This window comes from Pseudohalioglobus sediminis, assembly GCF_008370495.1.
GTDB lineage: Bacteria > Pseudomonadota > Gammaproteobacteria > Pseudomonadales > Halieaceae > Halioglobus.
Genome location: NZ_VTUX01000005.1, coordinates 289,986 through 305,881, shown reverse-complemented (window position 1 = coordinate 305,881; position 15,896 = coordinate 289,986). Strand labels below are relative to the sequence as shown.

Genomic DNA, 15,896 nt, shown 5'->3' with positions numbered 1-15,896 from the left:
GCGACGTAGTCATCCAGGGTGTCAGGCAGCAAACTGCCCTGTTCTCGAGACTCTCCATCCAGATGGCGCATAAAAAAATACCCGTATCTTGCGATACGGGTATTTTGTCAGACCCCGGAGGTGTTTTCACACAGTCTCCTGAACGGGGCCTTTTTGTGCGTTTGGTCGGTGTGAGAGGATTCGAACCTCCGACCCCTTCCTCCCGAAGGAAGTGCGCTACCAGGCTGCGCTACACACCGATGTTTTTGAGGCGCGCTACTATAGCAAAAGTCTCGTACCTTACCAATGGGCGGCGATGGCTAGTAAACGCCGGCCCAGCGCGCAATAAACTGGCTGAAAATACTCAGCAATGTCACCGTCAGAATCAACAGGATTACCATGCGCATGGGTCTGAACGGCTTGCGCTCAACCGAATTGACCCCTCGGGTTAAGAATTCATCTACCTTCTGCTGGTCCTCCGGGCGGAGGCTGTTCTGGTAGCTGCGGTCCTGTTGCTCGGCTGGTTCCGTCATAACTTGCTCGTCGTTTGCGCCCACCCTGTTTATGTTCCACCGGGAAGCGCCAAAAAAAAGGGGAAAATACTCGCGTATTCTCCCCCCGAAAGTCGGGATTGTCACCCCCTTGGCGGGGCTGATATCCCGGCAGCAATACAATCAGATTGCGAACAGTTCCTCGGGCATCTGCATGAGGTTATCCGCACCCGCCAGCATGGTTGTCTTCAGTGACTCAGTGCGCGGCAGCAGACGCTCAAAGTAGAACTGAGCCGTCATCAGCTTGGCCTCGTAGAAGGAGGTGTCGCCGTCTGCGTCGGCAATTTTCTGCCGTGCCACAATAGCCATCTTGGCCCAGAAGTAGGCCAGCGTGATGTAGCCCGAGTACATCAGGTAGTCCACGGCAGCCGCGCCGGCTTCGTCGGGGTTCTGCATCGCCGCTTCACCAATCTGCATGGACAGCCCCAGCCACTCATCTTTCTTGGCCTTGAGCGCATCCAGCAGCACCTTGTCCTCTTCACTGGCGCTCGACTCACAAAGCTCATCGATCATGCCGGCAAACTGCAGCAACAACTTGCCGCCGGAGCCCAGGACCTTACGACCAATGAGATCCATGGCCTGGATTCCGGTGGTACCCTCGTAGAGCATGGAAATGCGGCAGTCGCGCACGATCTGCTCCATACCCCATTCCTTGATAAAGCCGTGACCACCGAATACCTGCACGCCGTGGTTCGCACACTCAAAGCCTAGTTCAGTCATAAAGGCCTTGGCGATTGGCGTCAGCAGCGACATCAGGTCATCAGCCGCTTTGGCCTCTTCTTCGGTGCCCTTGTCTACCACGTCGCCCTGCATGGCGAGGAAATAGAGCAGTGCGCGGCTGCCTTCGGCGAGCGCTTTCTGGGTCAACAGCATGCGGCGCACATCGGGGTGCACGATAATCGGGTCAGCCGGGCCATCAGGGTTCTTCGGGCCGGTCAGGCTGCGCATTGCCAGGCGGTCCTTGGCGTAGGCCAACGCGCCCTGGAACGACTGTTCCATGTGGGCCAGACCCTGGGCCGCTGTGCCTACGCGCGCTGTATTCATAAAGGTGAACATGCAGTTCAAGCCGCGGTTTTCCGGGCCGATCAGGTAGCCCTTGGCACCGTCGAAATTCAACACGGCGGTGGCATTACCGTGGATGCCCATCTTGTGCTCGATAGAGGCACAGTTCACAGCGTTGCGCTCTCCGAGACTACCGTCTTCGTTGACGTTGACCTTGGGAACGATAAACAGCGAGATGCCCTTGGTGCCCTCAGGCGCGTCCGGAAGGCGAGCCAGTACGATGTGAATGATGTTGTCGGTCATGTCGTGCTCACCGGCCGAGATGAAGATCTTCTGCCCGGTGATCGCGTAGGAGCCGTCCGCCTGGGGTTCGGCTTTGGTCCGCAGCAAGCCGAGGTCGGAACCGCAATGCGACTCCGTCAGGCACATGGTACCGGTCCACTCGCCGGAGACGAGACGTGTCAGGTACTGTTCTTTCTGTTCCGGCGTGCCGTGCTCTTCGATGGTTTTGACTGCCCCGTGTGAGAGTCCGGGGTACATCAGCCAGGCCCAGTTGGCGGAACCGGCCATTTCATTGATGACGATACCCAAGGCATTGGGCAGGCCCTGGCCGCCGTACTCTGTATCAGCGCTGAGTGCCGGCCAGCCGTTTTCCACGTATTGCTGGTAAGCCTCTTTAAAGCCAGTGGGTGTTTTCACGCCCTCCTCGCTCCAGGTGCAACCTTCTTCGTCGCCGCTCTGGTAAAGCGGGGAAAGTACGCCTTCGCTGAACTTGGCGCCCTCCTCGACAATGGCATCCAACAGGTCGGTGGTGGCCTCTTCGTAACCGGGCAAAGTCTGGAACAGCTTTTCCGCCTCCAGCACTTCATTCATTACAAAACTGATATCGCGCAGCGGCGCCTTGTATTCTGGCATGGTAATTACCTCTATCGATCATCGGACCCGCAAAACTGGCAGCAGCCAGCCCACGGAGGCCATGTATGCAGTGCACACATTAGGCCGAACCGCCGTGCAAAGTCAAATACCTTTTTTGCTTCACCGACAATGCCGGCCGGGGATTCTGGTTATATGTCTGTTGCTGTGAGAACTGCAGACAATGCTTTATTGGTAAGCGCTTACATACCCATAAGGCATTTCAAATCAATGGCTTCAGCGGCCTTGTTCACGTCCCACGGGGCAATATGGGGGAGCTCCCCGAGGCAGGGGGCCGGGATCAGGCGTCGCAGCGTACGCACATTTTCTTCATGGCAAGTCATTCTGCTGGCTGGCTGGTTTGCCACCCAGCCAGCCAGCTTCAGGCCGTCACGCTGAATCGCCTCCGCACTGAGCAAGGCATGATTGATACAACCCAGCCGCATACCTACCACCAGGATCACCTCTACCTGCAGCGCCTTGGCTACGTCCGCCAGGGTCTCTCGCGGCGAAATCGGCACGCGCCAACCACCGGCGCCTTCAATGATGACCAGCTCGGCACCCGAGAGCATCACACCCCGGCACAATCCGGCCAGTCGAGAGGCCTGCACTACCTTGCCCTCCTGTTCGGCGGCAATGTGTGGCGCAATAGCAGCCTGCAGGGCAACCGGATTTACCTGCGCGTAGTCCAGGTCGGCAGTCATCGCCTCCATGAGGGCGATTGCATCCTCATTCCGACCCTGCGCATCGCAGCCTGCGGCGACGGGCTTCACCGCCGCTGTGCTCAGGCCGGCACTTGCCGCCGCTGAAAGTATTGCGGTGCTGACGGCAGTCTTGCCGATCTCCGTATCTGTGCCGGTTACAAAAAATGTCTTGCTCACGTTCTCTCCACCACACCAAAAATAACCTCATAACTCGCCGGCAGCATACCGTCTTGCGTGCGCCAGTCTTCGTAGGCCTGCATCATGTCCTGTAGTGCACGTCGCCCGGTCAGCCCACTCGAGCGCTGGCTGTTCACGTTGTGTGCCCCCAGGGTCTTCAGCTCATGTAACAGGTCGCGCACTCGCCCATACCGCATCTGGTACTGCTGCACCGAGAGACTCAGCCGCAATTGCGGGACCCCGGCACAACTTTGCTGCAACTCATCCACCGGCAGGAAGCTGTTCACGTGCTGGTACTGGTCGGCAGCCGCCCAGGCGGCACGCAGCTCCCTGAGCGTTTCCGGCCCGAGTGACGTAAATACGCAGTAGCCACCGGGGCGCAGGACCCGCGCAAACTCGGCGAACAGTAACTCCGGACGCTGGCACCACTGCAGGGCCAGGCTGCTGAAAACAAGGTCTACCGAAGCGGCGGCCAACGGCAACATCTCAGCGTCGCCAACCAGCCATTGCCCCGCTTCACCATGCTGCCCACGCGCGTAGCGCACCATGCCCTCGGCCAGGTCCAGCCCGAGGTAGGCAGCCTCAGGAAAACGCTGGCCCAACAAGGGCTGGAAGTAACCGGTGCCACTGCCCAGGTCCAGTACCGTCTCGGCATCCACGGCCAGGCCGTCCAGGCGCGACATCAGCGCAGCACCCACATCGCGCTGCAATTGCGCCACCGAATCGTATGCCGTGGCAGCCTTGCTGAAGGACTGCGCAACGTCCTTCTTGGCCAGGCTCTGCCGGTGCTGGCCAACTGCCCGAAGCAGGTTGTGCTTTTGCAGGAAAGCACACAACAGGCTGCTGATTTCGTCCGCTGCCTGCAACGGCGCGGGATGCGCGCAGCGGGGCAACACGGCTGTTTCCGCCAGGGGGGTTGCGGCCAACAGGGTATCCAGTGCTTGCGCCAGCGCAGCGGGCAGCAGCCGGTCCAGTTCGGACAGCAAGTGTAATTGGGGCTGTTCCATCTGGCTGTACTGGGTGCGCAGATCCAGGCCCTGCAACCAATCCAGCCCGGGAACAATTTCTTCTCCAGGCAGGGCACTGCGGGTGCCCTGCAAGGTGCGCAGCAACTGGCGAGGCGTTTCTGCGCCCGCCACCTGCAAACTGTCGAACCTGCGCAAGGCGCGCCCGGGGTTGATGGCGGCAGTTTCACGAAAGCCGCGCATCTCTGCGTCAGCCATACCCACCCAGTCCGCGGCAGCCAAAAAGCGCGGGCTGCTGCACAAGGTCACCACCGCCAATACACGCTCGGGCGCCCGGGCGGCCAGGGCCATGGCGAGCTGGCCACCCAGTGACCAACCCAGGTATACGGCCTGCTCCGGCGCCAGGCGCAATATTTCATCGAGCACACTATCGAGGCCCGGATCTGCGGATTCGACACCGGGCGCCAGCCCGGGAATATCCAATAACGTCAAATCAGCCCAGGGGCGCAGCAGGGTGACCAGCGGGCGCCATACGTCGCGATTACTACCCCATCCGTGCAGCAGCACCAGTTGCTGGCGCGGCTGTGACATGGCCGGCAAATATTCCCGTTGCACGCCTACTGGCACCAGTGCCGCCCCAACTGCTCCAGGAGATAGTCAACCTGCTGCTCGCTGTGCGCAGCGCTAAGGGTAATGCGCAGCCGCGAAGTGCCTGCCGGCACCGTTGGCGGCCTGATGGCGCTGATAAGCAACCCCGCCGCACGCAGTCGCTGACTCAATGCGACGGCGCTGCCGGCATCGCCCACCAGCAGCGGCTGGATCGCACTGTGTGACTCCATCAGCGGCAGCCCCTGCTCCAGGGCACCGCGGCGGAACCGTGCCACCAGGGTGGCCAGGTATTCCCGTCGCCAGCTCTCTTCATGCAACAACTGCACGGCAGCCAGGGCGGCGGCAGCCAGGGCCGGTGGGGTCGCTGTGGTATAGATATAATTGCGCGTCTGCTGGATCAGGTTCTCGATCAGCAACTCTTCACCGGCCACGAATGCACCTGCCACACCCAGGGCCTTGCCCAGCGTCGCCATGAGCACCGGTACATCCGACACTCCCATCCCGGCTGCCTCCAGACTACCTGCGCCAGTCTCGCCCAGCACACCGATCCCGTGGGCGTCATCGACCATCAACCAGGCGTTCTCCCGACGGCACAGGGCCGACAACTCCGCAAGCGGTGCGGTGTCTCCGTCCATACTGAAAACACCGTCTACCACCACCAGCTTTGCGCCGTCGACGCCGGCCATACGGCGTTCAAGATCGGCCACATCATTGTGGGCAAAACGGCGAAAACGCGCCCCGCTGTGCAGGCCGCCATCGAGCAGCGAGGCATGATTCAGCCGGTCCTGGAATACCTGGTCACCGGTCCGCAGCAACGTTGCCAGGGTCCCGGTGTTGGCGGCATACCCGGAAGAAAAGAGCAGCGCACGCGGCCTGCCAGTCAGTTCGGCCAGCGCCTCCTCCAGTGCCTGGTGCGGCCGGCTGTGGCCGCAAACAAGGTGGGATGCACCGCTGCCGACGCCATACTCAGTGGCTGCGCGGAGAAAACTCTCCAGTACTTTGGGGTGTGCCGCCAGGCCGAGGTAGTCATTGCTGCAAAAGTTCAGGTATTCCCGATTGTGCAGGCGCACCAGCGGGCCCTGGGGTGAATCCAGGGTCAGGCGTTGCCGATACAGGTCCTGCTGCCGGCGCTGCTCCAGTGCAGCGCCGAGCCGCTGTTCAAACACCGACGCCACACGGCTCAGCCGTTGCTGGCTGCGGCGTCGTAAAACTGGGGGCTGGGGTCGCGGGGAGGCTGCTCCAGCTCGCGGGTCTCGGCATTGATGCCCAGGCGATCAAACAGTGCCATGTCGGTGTTGGCCCGCGGATTGGGCGTGGTCAGCAGCTTCTCGCCATAGAAAATGGAGTTGGCGCCCGCGAAATAGCACAGGGCGTGCATTTGTTCATTCATGTCCTCACGCCCGGCAGACAACCGAACATGGGAGGCCGGCATCATGATCCGGGCTACCGCAATAGTGCGCACAAACTCGAACGGGTCGAGATCGTCCTGCTCCGCCAGCGGTGTCCCCTCTACCCGGACCAGCATGTTGATGGGTACGCTTTCCGGGTGCTGTGGCAGGTTCGCCAGCTGTTGCAACATGCCGGCCCTGTCGGACTGCTGTTCGCCCATGCCGACGATGCCCCCGCTGCAGATCTTCATGCCCGAGCGGCGCACATGTTCCAGGGTGTCGAGGCGATCCTGGTAAGTGCGGGTAGTGATAATGTCGCCGTAAAATTCGGGGGATGTGTCGAGGTTGTGGTTGTAGTAGTCGAGCCCGGCCTCGGCCAGTTGCCCGGCCTGCTCCTCGGTGAGCATACCCAGGGTCATGCAGGTCTCCATACCCAGTTCCCGCACGCCCCTGACCATGGCGATCACATGAGGCATGTCACGAGGCTTGGGAGAACGCCATGCGGCGCCCATGCAGAAGCGCGTCGACCCCGCGTCACGGGCAGCCCGGGCCTGCTCCAGCACTTTCTCTACCTGCATCAGCTTCTCTGCTTCCAGCCCGGTGTCGTAGCGCGTGCTCTGGGGACAGTAAGCACAGTCCTCCGGGCAGGCGCCGGTTTTGATGGAAAGCAATGTGCTGACCTGCACCTCATTCGGGTCAAAATGAGACCTGTGCAGACTGTGCGCCTTGAACAGCAGGTCATTGAACGGCAAGGCAAACAGGGCATCGACTTCGTCGCGCGTCCAATCGTGGCGGATATCCCCGACGGGGGGAGCGGTGCTGACGGCAGCTGTCTTCATGATGAAACCAATGGCTGAAAAGAGAGGAAGCGCCATGATAACCCGCCCCCGAAAGCTGTCAACCAAAGGCAGGCACAGTGGTTAACAGAATCACGGGGCAGCTACTCGACGGGCTCTTTCCCAGCTATTGCAGTCTGTGCAAGTGGCATTGCCCCGGCCCATTGCCGCTGTGTCAGGACTGCCGCAATGAGCTCCCTGCCAACGAACACGCCTGTCGGCTCTGCGCCTCGCCGCTGCCGACGGCGGTCAGCGGTGTCTGCGGCACTTGCCTGCAGAGCCCGCCAACATTTGATCGCGCCATCGCGCCCTGGCTGTATGGCGAGTACCTCGCCTGTCTCGTGCATCGCTGGAAGTTCAGCGGTGCACGCCACCTCACTACGCTGCTGGCCGACCTGTGGCTGCAGCAGGTTGCCGACCCGCCTGCGGTAGATGCGGTAATCCCCGTGCCGCTGCACTGGCTCCGGCACTGGCGGCGAGGTTACAACCAGGCCGAGCTGCTGGCCCTGGCGCTGCAGCGGCGGCTGCCGCAACTGCAGCTCGCTACCGGGCTGCTGCAGCGCTCGCGGCGCACCGCGGCTCAATCAACCATGGCCGCCGAGGCACGCCGGCGCAACCTGACAGGGGCCTTTACTGCCGCTGGCGGCTGTGCCAACCTCCGCCTGGCTGTTGTCGACGATGTGCTGACCACTGGCGCCACCGCAGAGGCAGTAGCGTCGGCACTGAAGGCCTCCGGCGCCCGCCACGTGGAAATATGGTGCCTGGCCCGCACACCCTCACCCGGAGACTGACCCTGCATAAACTGCGCGCCATCCTGCTGCTTGTAATGCTGGCCAGCCCCACAGCGATCGCCGAAGACGTGCTCAGAATTGCCGTGGCGGCCAATTTTCGCGCCACGCTGGAACAAATCAATACTGCCTACACGCACAAGACCGGACAGAAAATACTGCTGTCCAGTGCAGCAACCGGCACCCTGGCAAACCAGGTATTACACGGCGCGCCATTCGACCTGTTCCTGGCCGCAGACAAGGCCACACCGGAGCAACTGGTGAGTGCTGGCAAAGGCTTGTTAACTCGCTGCTATGCCGTGGGCAGCCTGGCACTGCTGGGTGGCAACCCGGACACCCTGGCGACCGCCGGGCTCAGCGTCGCAATCGGCAACCCGGCCACGGCACCCTACGGCAGGGCTGCGATGGACGTACTCGACCGCCCCGAATTTGCGGCCCGGCGCACCCTGGTTCGCGGCAGCAACGTGCTGCAGGCATACCAGTTCTGGTATTCGGGCGCAGTCGACCTGGCGATTGTCGCTCGCGCGCTCGCACCCGGGGCCTATCCCATTCCGCCGCAGTGGCATCGACCACTGACCCAGCATCTGGTGGTGTTGCGCCAGACGGACGCAGCCCGCGCCTACCTGCAATGGCTGGGAAGTGATACCGTGCGCCAGATGATTGACAACGCCGGCTACTTACCTTGCCCCTGAGCCCAGCAGAACTGGATGTCATCGGCCTTACCGCTGCGCTCGCGGCTGTAACCACCGTGATCCTGCTGGTGCTGGGTACACCTCTCGCCTGGTGGCTGGCGACACGACGCACCAATATGTCGGCCCTGGTCGAGGCACTGGTGGCACTGCCACTGGTGCTGCCGCCGACAGTCCTGGGCTTCTACCTGTTGCTGGCGCTGGCCCCGGACTCACCCGTGGGGATGCTGTGGCAACAGCTCACTGGTACGCGACTCGCATTCAGTTTCAGCGCCCTGGTAATCGGTTCGGTCATTTACTCGCTACCCTTCGTCGTGCAACCGTTGCAGTCGGCGTTCCAGAGCCTGCCCGCCGGTACTCGACAGGCGGCGGCAACGCTGGGCGCTTCGCCCTGGGACCAGTTCCGCAGCGTGGTGCTGCCCATCAGCCGACGCAGTTTTATCACCGCTGCCAGCCTGGGCTTCGCTCACACAGTCGGTGAATTTGGCGTGATCCTGATGATTGGCGGCAACATCCCCGGTGAAACGCAGGTGCTGTCCATCGCCCTCTACGACCGGGTCGAGACCCTGCAGTTCGCCGAGGCCCACCGAATGGCCGCCGGTCTCGTAGTGTTCTCGCTCGCCCTGCTGTTTTTCATCTACCGCCAGAGCGGCGCCTCGGCGTGGCGGGTGCGCACATGAGTCTTGACCTGGACCTGCACTGCACGGGTCAACAGGGCTTCCAGCTCCAGTTGCAGAGCAGCATCGCCGACCAGGGCGTAACCGCGTTATACGGCCCCAGCGGCAGTGGCAAAAGCACACTGCTGGACTGCATCGCCGGCCTGCGCGAACCGGGCGACGGCAGCCAGATCAGCTTTCGTGGCCAGCAGTGGCTTGGCCATGGACAAGCCGTTCCCGTGTGGCGCCGCCGCATTGGCTACGTGTTCCAGGACGCGCGGCTGTTCCCTCACCTCACCGTCGCCGGCAACCTGGACTACGCCAGCCAACGCGCCAGGGGAAGGCCGGCACTGGAGCGGGATCGCCTGCAAGCACTACTCGGTATTGACGAGTTGCTGCCGCAAAAGCCGGATACACTGTCAGCGGGGCAACAGCAACGTGTTGCCATCGGGCGAGCCCTGTGCAGCGCGCCACAGCTGCTATTGCTCGACGAGCCACTGGCCAACCTCGACCCAATGGCCAGCGCCGAGTGCCTGACCCTGTTACAGGAGATCGCGAACCAGGTGGACCTACCCATGATTTATGTCAGTCACGATATCGAAGAACTCGGTCAACTGGCCGATGACCTGCTGCTACTGCAAAAGGGCAAGCTGGTCGATTCAGGACCCATGATGGAGATGTCCTCGCGACTGGACACCCAGCTCGCCCATGAGGAACAGGCCGCCGCCATCGTAAGCGGCCATATCAAGGCCCAGGACACGCACTTTGGGCTAACGGAAATCGAGGTAGAAGAACAAGTGCTTTACGTGAACCTGCTGCCACAAGCTCCCGGCTCGAGCCGGCGCCTGCGCATTCCCGCCCGCGACGTCAGTATCTGTCGCGAGCGGCCCGCGCAAAGCAGCATACTCAATATTCTCCCGGTCACCATTGCTGAAATCACGACCAGCGGAGGCGCCCAGCTGATGCTGCGGCTGGCACTGGGCAAGCAGTTCCTGCTGGCGCGGATAACGCGCAAGTCGGCGGAGCGCTTGCAGCTGGCCCCGGGTGACAGGGTATTTGCCCAGATCAAGAGTGTCGCCCTGCTCTCCGAAGCGGGCGATGCGGTATGAATACCCACCCCTATGACAGGCTGACCCCCGATGCGGTTATCGATGCGGTTGAGTCCGCCGGCTACCTGTCCGACGCCAGGCTGCTGGCGCTGAACAGTTATGAAAACCGCGTGTACCAGGTAGGCCTGGAAGACGCTGACCCCGTTATCGCCAAATTTTATCGTCCGCAACGCTGGTCCCGCGAGCAGATCCTGGAAGAACACGCATTCAGCCTGGAGCTGCAGGCCGCCGACATATCCGTGGTCGCCCCGCTGGTGGACAAGACCGGTACCAGCCTGCACCAGCACGACGGCTTCCTGTTCGCCCTGTTCCAGAGACGCGGCGGTTACCCACCGGAACTGGATAACCTGGACAACATGTTCATACTGGGTCGCACGCTGGGCCGCATTCACGCCGTTGGCAAAGCCAGCCGCTTCAGGCACCGCCAGCGCATCTGCATTGAGCGCATGCTGGCGGAGAGTCGCGAATTGCTGCTCGCCGATTTCATACCCAGGGAACTGCAACCCGCTTACGAATCCCTTACCGCTGACCTCTTATCCAGCGTCCAAGCGGCTTATCAACCCGGCGAGGCTGACGAAATCCGTGTACATGGCGACTGCCACGTGGGCAATATCCTCTGGCGCGACGAGGTAGCCCACTTCGTCGACCTGGATGATTGTGTCATGGCGCCGGCAATCCAGGACCTGTGGATGTTCCTCAACGGCGAACGCCATGAGCGCGAACTGCAACTGGCGGAACTGGTCGAGGGGTATGCGGAATTCTGTGACTTTGACGCCCGTCAACTGCGCTGGATAGAGCCCCTGCGCACATTGCGCCTGGTCCACTATGCCGCCTGGCTGGCGCGACGCTGGGACGACCCCGCTTTCCCCAGGGCCTTTACCTGGTTCAACTCGGAGCGCTATTGGGCCGAACACATTCTCGAGCTGCGCGAGCAGCTCGCCGCACTGCAGGAAGAACCCCTGCGGTTGCTCTAGGAAACTGTCACGGCTTCCCCGTCACAAGTCGAATATCTTGCCCGGGTTCATAATCCCGTGTGGATCAAAGGCCAGCTTGATTTGCTTCATGATCCCGATTTCGGCCGGGTCACGTGAGTAGTGCAGGTATGCCTTCTTTAACAGACCCACGCCATGCTCCGCCGATACCGAGCCCCCATGACGCTGGACGATCTCGAATACCCACCGCGACACCTCACCGCACTGCTCGCGAAATGCGTCGATGTCCAGAGACTCGGGCTTGAGGATGTTCAGGTGCACATTGCCGTCGCCGATATGGCCAAACCAGATGATTTCAAAATCCGGGTAGTTTTCATTCACCACCGCCTCGACCTCGGCCAGAAACTCCGGGACACGGGAAATCGTTGTGGAAATGTCGTTCTTGTAAGGGGTCCACGGCGTGATGGTTTCGGAAATATCCTCGCGCAGGCGCCAGAGATTCTCTGCCTGGGCAACGCTCTGGCTCACCGTGCCGTCATACACCCAGCCTTGCTCAACGCAGTGCGCGAACAGCGCCATGGCACGCTCCATCGCGGCCGCATCCGGCTGTTCGAATTCCAACAGGGCGTAGTACTCGGTGATAGTCTCGAAGGGGCGTTGCAGCGCCTGGTGCGCCACGACTTTCTGCAGGGCGAGTTCAGAGAAAAATTCGAAAGCTGACAGCTCGATCTCACCCTGGAAAGCCGCCAACACCCGCATAATCGCGGTCATATCCGGTACCCCCAGCACCATTACCGCCAGATCGCGGGGCGGCCGGTCCAGCCGCATGGTAGCCTCCACGACAACGCCCAGGGTACCTTCGGCACCAATCACCAGGTGACGCAGGTCATAACCGGCATTGTTCTTTATCAACCCCCGGTTGAGATCCAGCAGCTCGCCCGTTCCGGTCACCAGCTTCAAACCCGCTACCCAGTCGCGCGTCATCCCATGGCGTATCACCTTGATGCCGCCGGCATTGGTGGCGATGTTGCCGCCGATCTGGCTCGAACCAGCCGAAGCAAAATCCACGGGGTAGTAGAGACCCTGTTGTTCGGCAAATTGCTGCAGTTGCTCGGTTACCACGCCGGGACCGCAACGCACCGTGCGGTCGACGGGGTCAAAGTCGCCGATGTTGTTCATGCGATCCAGCGCCATGACCAGTTCACCGTTTACCGCCACAGCACCGGCACTGAGCCCCGTGCGGCCACCGGAAGGAACGATAGCCAGCGAACTGGATGCCGCCAGCCGCACCAGTGCCTGCACCTCCTCGATGGTGCCCGGGAGCACCACCGCAGAAGGCGCCGGCTCGTAAAAGCGGGTCCAGTCCCGCCCGTAATACTGCAGGGATTCCGGGTCGGTCAGCACTCGCTCTTCACCGACAATATCCTTCAGGGCAGCGAGTATTTCACTGTCGAGCTGGGCCACGGGACGTATCCTCCGGTATTTTTCACAGGGGGCAGATTCAGGGGGCGCGTATGGTAACATACGCGCCCTTTTTTTAGCCCGGTTTACTCGCCAGGGCGCTTTACATACAGGATTCGACGGTCATGGCCCTACAGTCACTGCCCAAGGACAAGATCAAGTTTCTGCTGCTGGAAGGAGTCCACCCCTCGGCAGTGGAAGCGCTGCAGCGGGATGGATACACCAATATCGAGTTGCACAAGAAGGCACTGCCTCCCGAAGAGCTGAAACAGGCGATTGCCGGCGCGCATTTTGTCGGCATTCGCTCGCGCACCCAGCTGACGGAAGAGGTGTTCGATGCCGCCAGGAAGCTGGTCGCGGTGGGCTGCTTCTGCATTGGCACCAACCAGGTGGACCTCGCGGCAGCCACGCGGCGCGGCATCGCCGTGTTCAATGCGCCTTTTTCCAACACCCGTAGCGTGGCAGAACTGGTGATTGCCGAAGCCATTCTACTGTTGCGCGGCGTGGCGGAAAAAAATGCCGCAGCGCACCGCGGCGAGTGGCAGAAGTCGGCGGTCAACGCCTTCGAAATTCGCGGCAAGAAACTGGGCATCATCGGCTATGGCAATATCGGCATGCAGTTGGGCGTTATCGCCGAGGGACTGGGCATGCAGGTTCAGTTTTACGACGTGGTAAACAAGTTGCCACTGGGTAACGCCCGCCAGGTGCCCAGCCTCAGCCACCTGCTTGCCCACTCGGACGTGGTCAGCCTGCACGTACCTGAAACCGGCGCCACACAGAATATGATCGCCGCCAATGAACTGGCGCAGATGCAGGACGGGGCCATCCTGATCAACGCTTCCCGTGGCACCGTGGTGGACATCGATGCGCTGGCGGACGCGCTGTCTGAGGGCAAACTGGGCGGCGCCGGCATCGACGTCTTCCCGCTAGAACCCAGATCGAATGACGATGAGTTCGTGTCACCTTTGCGCCGTTTCGATAACACCTTCCTGACACCGCATATCGGCGGCAGCACGGTGGAAGCGCAGGAAAATATCGGCATGGAAGTAGCGGAGAAACTCGCCAGGTATTCCGACAACGGCACCACCACGTCTTCGGTGAATTTCCCGGAGGTTGCCCTGCCCGAGCACGCTGGCAGCCACCGTCTGCTGCATATCCACCACAACGTGCCGGGCATTATGAGCGCCATCAATAACGTGTTCTCGCAGACCGGTGTCAATGTCTCGGCGCAGTACCTGCAGACCAATGACGCGATCGGTTATGTTGTCATCGATGTCGATGCGGAGTACAGCGACGTCGCGCTGGCCAGGCTGGCAGCCATTGACGGCACCATTCGCTCACGAGTGCTGTTCTAGCAACCTCACCCCGGGGATGGTCATTGACCTCCCTGCGGTGGCATGATGCCAAAGTGACTCGCGAGAAAGACAAGTTCATTGCCGACCTGGTCGCCGAACACGGTGTACTACTGGAAAGGTATCTGGCACGCAAACTCGATAACCCGGAGGATGCGGCAGAGCTGGCCCAGGAGGCCTATATCCGCCTGCACCGGCTGGAGCAGCCAGAGAATCTCGATAATGCACGGGCATTCCTGTTTCAGGTTGCAACCAACCTGGCTACCGACCAGTTGCGTCGGCGGCAGCTCCACTTCCGTTTCTTGCGCTCGGAAAAAAGCCAGGTAGTCGACGGTGAACCCGCCGACGTCAACGCCGCGGGTGCCTCACCAGAACAGATACTTGGTGCCAGGCAGCGACTCAAGGCGATAAACCAGGCCCTCGAGGAGCTCCCTTTCAAGGCCAAGCAGGCATTTCTCCTGCACCGCCAGAACGGGATGCCCTACAGCGCCATTGCGGAACAGATGCAGGTGTCGGTATCCAGCGTTGAGAAGTACATTCTGCAGGCACTGCGACACTGCCGCAGCAAACTGGCCGCGCAGGACAACAAGGATGATGAGTGACCGGGCGTTAGATGCACAATACTTTCACTTTTTCAGTTGAGGAAATGCCCGGCTCAATCGTTTCAAACAAACAACTACTATACTTTCAACGCAGCTTTACACGCGCGGCAGCAATGGACACGGCAGGAGGCTGTGCCAGAGAAGATGGATCAGAATAACCAGCTACAGTTTGAGCAAACCGTGGACACAGCCCTGGGCTGGGTGGCCCACCTGCGCTCCGATTCCGCGTCAGAGCAAGACCGACAGGCCTTCGCACTGTGGCTGGCGGAAAGCGATGCCAATCGGCGCGCCATGGACGAAGCCCTGGCCCTCTGGGATGACCTTGGCGTCGTGCGCCATATGCCATTGGCAACCGAGGCATTGCCGGAAGCTGCCAACAACAGAAACTGGCTGCCGACGGCGCTGGCCGCCGCGGCCTGCCTGGTGCTGGCCGTGTTCCTGTGGCCGCTCACCAGCCCTGAACCCGTTACCGCACAGTACCAGACAGCAACGGGCGAACGCCGTGATATAGCACTCCAGGACGGTTCGCGCGCACTGCTGAACACAGGGTCCAGCCTTGAGGTCACCTACGCAGACGACGAGCGCCTCATCACCCTGAAGCGCGGCGAGGCCTGGTTCCAGGTCAAACCCGACCAGGAGCGCCCGTTTCATGTAGACGCCGGTGAGGCGCGCATTACCGCCATTGGCACCGCGTTCAATGTCTATGTTCATAACGGGACCACCGATATCACCGTGACTGAAGGTGTGGTGAGGGTCACTGAATTGGGAGAGACCGGCGCTCGCGCGGCCACGGCCGAAGTATTGCGCAAGGATCAGCGCCTGCTCGTCAACCCCGGCAGGTGGCAGGTCAGCACCTCTGACATTGCGCAACAGCTGGCCTGGCGCAGCGGGCAACTGGTGGCCCGTGAGATGCCTCTGCTGGACCTGGTCGCACAAATCCAGCGCTACTACGACAAGAATATCGTGGTGACCGACCCGGACGTCGCCGCAATGAGCGTCTCCGGGGTGTTCGACCTCGATCAACCGGATGCCACCCTGCGCGCCCTGGCACTCAGCCTGGACCTGGAAACCGAGGAACTCGACGACGCCTCTGTGCGGTTGCTCAAAGCCGGCCAGTAAGCTATAAAGACCTCTTACGGGACCCCTATCGCGGGGCTTTTCCTGCGCGTGCTGTTCCATAAAAT

Annotated in this window: 15 protein-coding genes and 1 tRNA gene; 8 read left to right on the top strand and 8 right to left on the bottom strand. The window is 61.3% G+C overall.

Features of this window, described 5'->3' with window-relative positions:
- Positions 1–162 precede the first annotated feature (162 nt).
- The 7 genes from F0M18_RS12675 to bioB form a co-directional block, all read right to left on the bottom strand.
- Positions 163–239, bottom strand: a tRNA-Pro gene (locus F0M18_RS12675).
- 60 nt (positions 240–299) lie between these two features.
- Positions 300–512 carry a DUF3094 family protein gene (locus F0M18_RS12670; RefSeq protein ID WP_149611811.1) on the bottom strand — a complete coding sequence of 71 codons (213 nt, stop codon included), beginning with the start codon at positions 510–512 and terminating at the stop codon, positions 300–302.
- Positions 513–653: 141 nt separating this feature from the next.
- Entirely contained in the window at positions 654–2,447 is a 1,794-nt protein-coding gene (locus tag F0M18_RS12665) for an acyl-CoA dehydrogenase C-terminal domain-containing protein (protein ID WP_149611810.1), read from the bottom strand.
- A 200-nt stretch (positions 2,448–2,647) separates the two neighbouring features.
- Positions 2,648–3,325, bottom strand: a complete 678-nt coding sequence (gene bioD / locus F0M18_RS12660) for a dethiobiotin synthase (RefSeq protein WP_149611809.1) — start codon at positions 3,323–3,325, stop codon at positions 2,648–2,650.
- Positions 3,322–4,881, bottom strand: coding sequence for a malonyl-ACP O-methyltransferase BioC (gene bioC, locus F0M18_RS12655; RefSeq protein ID WP_188109706.1), 1,560 nt, complete (start codon positions 4,879–4,881; stop codon positions 3,322–3,324). Before bioC ends, bioD begins: the two co-directional genes overlap by 4 nt.
- Before the next feature lie 26 nt (positions 4,882–4,907).
- Positions 4,908–6,074: an 8-amino-7-oxononanoate synthase gene (gene bioF / locus F0M18_RS12650; RefSeq protein WP_149611807.1), complete on the bottom strand. Its 1,167-nt coding sequence runs from the start codon at positions 6,072–6,074 to the stop codon at positions 4,908–4,910.
- A gap of 5 nt (positions 6,075–6,079) precedes the next feature.
- Complete coding sequence (bioB, locus tag F0M18_RS12645) at positions 6,080–7,126, bottom strand: biotin synthase BioB (protein ID WP_149611824.1); 1,047 nt, start codon at positions 7,124–7,126, stop codon at positions 6,080–6,082.
- A 77-nt stretch (positions 7,127–7,203) separates the two neighbouring features.
- On the opposite strand from bioB, the gene F0M18_RS12640 reads away from it, so the two are divergent.
- From F0M18_RS12640 to F0M18_RS12620, 5 genes are read left to right on the top strand one after another with little or no spacing between them, the layout of a single operon-like run.
- Positions 7,204–7,914, top strand: coding sequence for a ComF family protein (locus F0M18_RS12640; protein WP_149611806.1), 711 nt, complete (start codon positions 7,204–7,206; stop codon positions 7,912–7,914).
- Positions 7,878–8,603: a molybdate ABC transporter substrate-binding protein gene (gene modA, locus F0M18_RS12635; RefSeq protein WP_149611805.1), complete on the top strand. Its 726-nt coding sequence runs from the start codon at positions 7,878–7,880 to the stop codon at positions 8,601–8,603. Before F0M18_RS12640 ends, modA begins: the two co-directional genes overlap by 37 nt.
- Complete coding sequence (modB, locus tag F0M18_RS12630; RefSeq protein ID WP_149611804.1) at positions 8,594–9,280, top strand: molybdate ABC transporter permease subunit; 687 nt, start codon at positions 8,594–8,596, stop codon at positions 9,278–9,280. The genes modA and modB overlap by 10 nt, the downstream gene beginning before the upstream one ends.
- Positions 9,277–10,365, top strand: coding sequence for a molybdenum ABC transporter ATP-binding protein (modC, locus tag F0M18_RS12625; protein WP_149611803.1), 1,089 nt, complete (start codon positions 9,277–9,279; stop codon positions 10,363–10,365). The genes modB and modC overlap by 4 nt, the downstream gene beginning before the upstream one ends.
- Positions 10,362–11,339: a serine/threonine protein kinase gene (locus F0M18_RS12620; RefSeq protein WP_149611802.1), complete on the top strand. Its 978-nt coding sequence runs from the start codon at positions 10,362–10,364 to the stop codon at positions 11,337–11,339. Before modC ends, F0M18_RS12620 begins: the two co-directional genes overlap by 4 nt.
- A gap of 21 nt (positions 11,340–11,360) precedes the next feature.
- On the opposite strand, the gene F0M18_RS12615 is transcribed toward F0M18_RS12620, so the two are convergent.
- Positions 11,361–12,761: an FAD-binding oxidoreductase gene (locus F0M18_RS12615; protein ID WP_262500934.1), complete on the bottom strand. Its 1,401-nt coding sequence runs from the start codon at positions 12,759–12,761 to the stop codon at positions 11,361–11,363.
- 122 nt (positions 12,762–12,883) lie between these two features.
- Between F0M18_RS12615 and serA the strand changes: the two genes are divergently transcribed.
- From serA to F0M18_RS12600, 3 genes are all read left to right on the top strand, one after another.
- Positions 12,884–14,113 carry a phosphoglycerate dehydrogenase gene (gene serA, locus F0M18_RS12610; protein ID WP_149611800.1) on the top strand — a complete coding sequence of 410 codons (1,230 nt, stop codon included), beginning with the start codon at positions 12,884–12,886 and terminating at the stop codon, positions 14,111–14,113.
- A gap of 23 nt (positions 14,114–14,136) precedes the next feature.
- Positions 14,137–14,712, top strand: a complete 576-nt coding sequence (locus F0M18_RS12605) for an RNA polymerase sigma factor (RefSeq protein WP_262500933.1) — start codon at positions 14,137–14,139, stop codon at positions 14,710–14,712.
- Positions 14,713–14,844: 132 nt separating this feature from the next.
- A complete protein-coding gene (locus F0M18_RS12600; protein ID WP_149611798.1) occupies positions 14,845–15,831 on the top strand; it encodes a FecR family protein in 987 nt (328 codons plus the stop codon).
- The last annotated feature ends 65 nt before the right edge of the window (positions 15,832–15,896 follow it).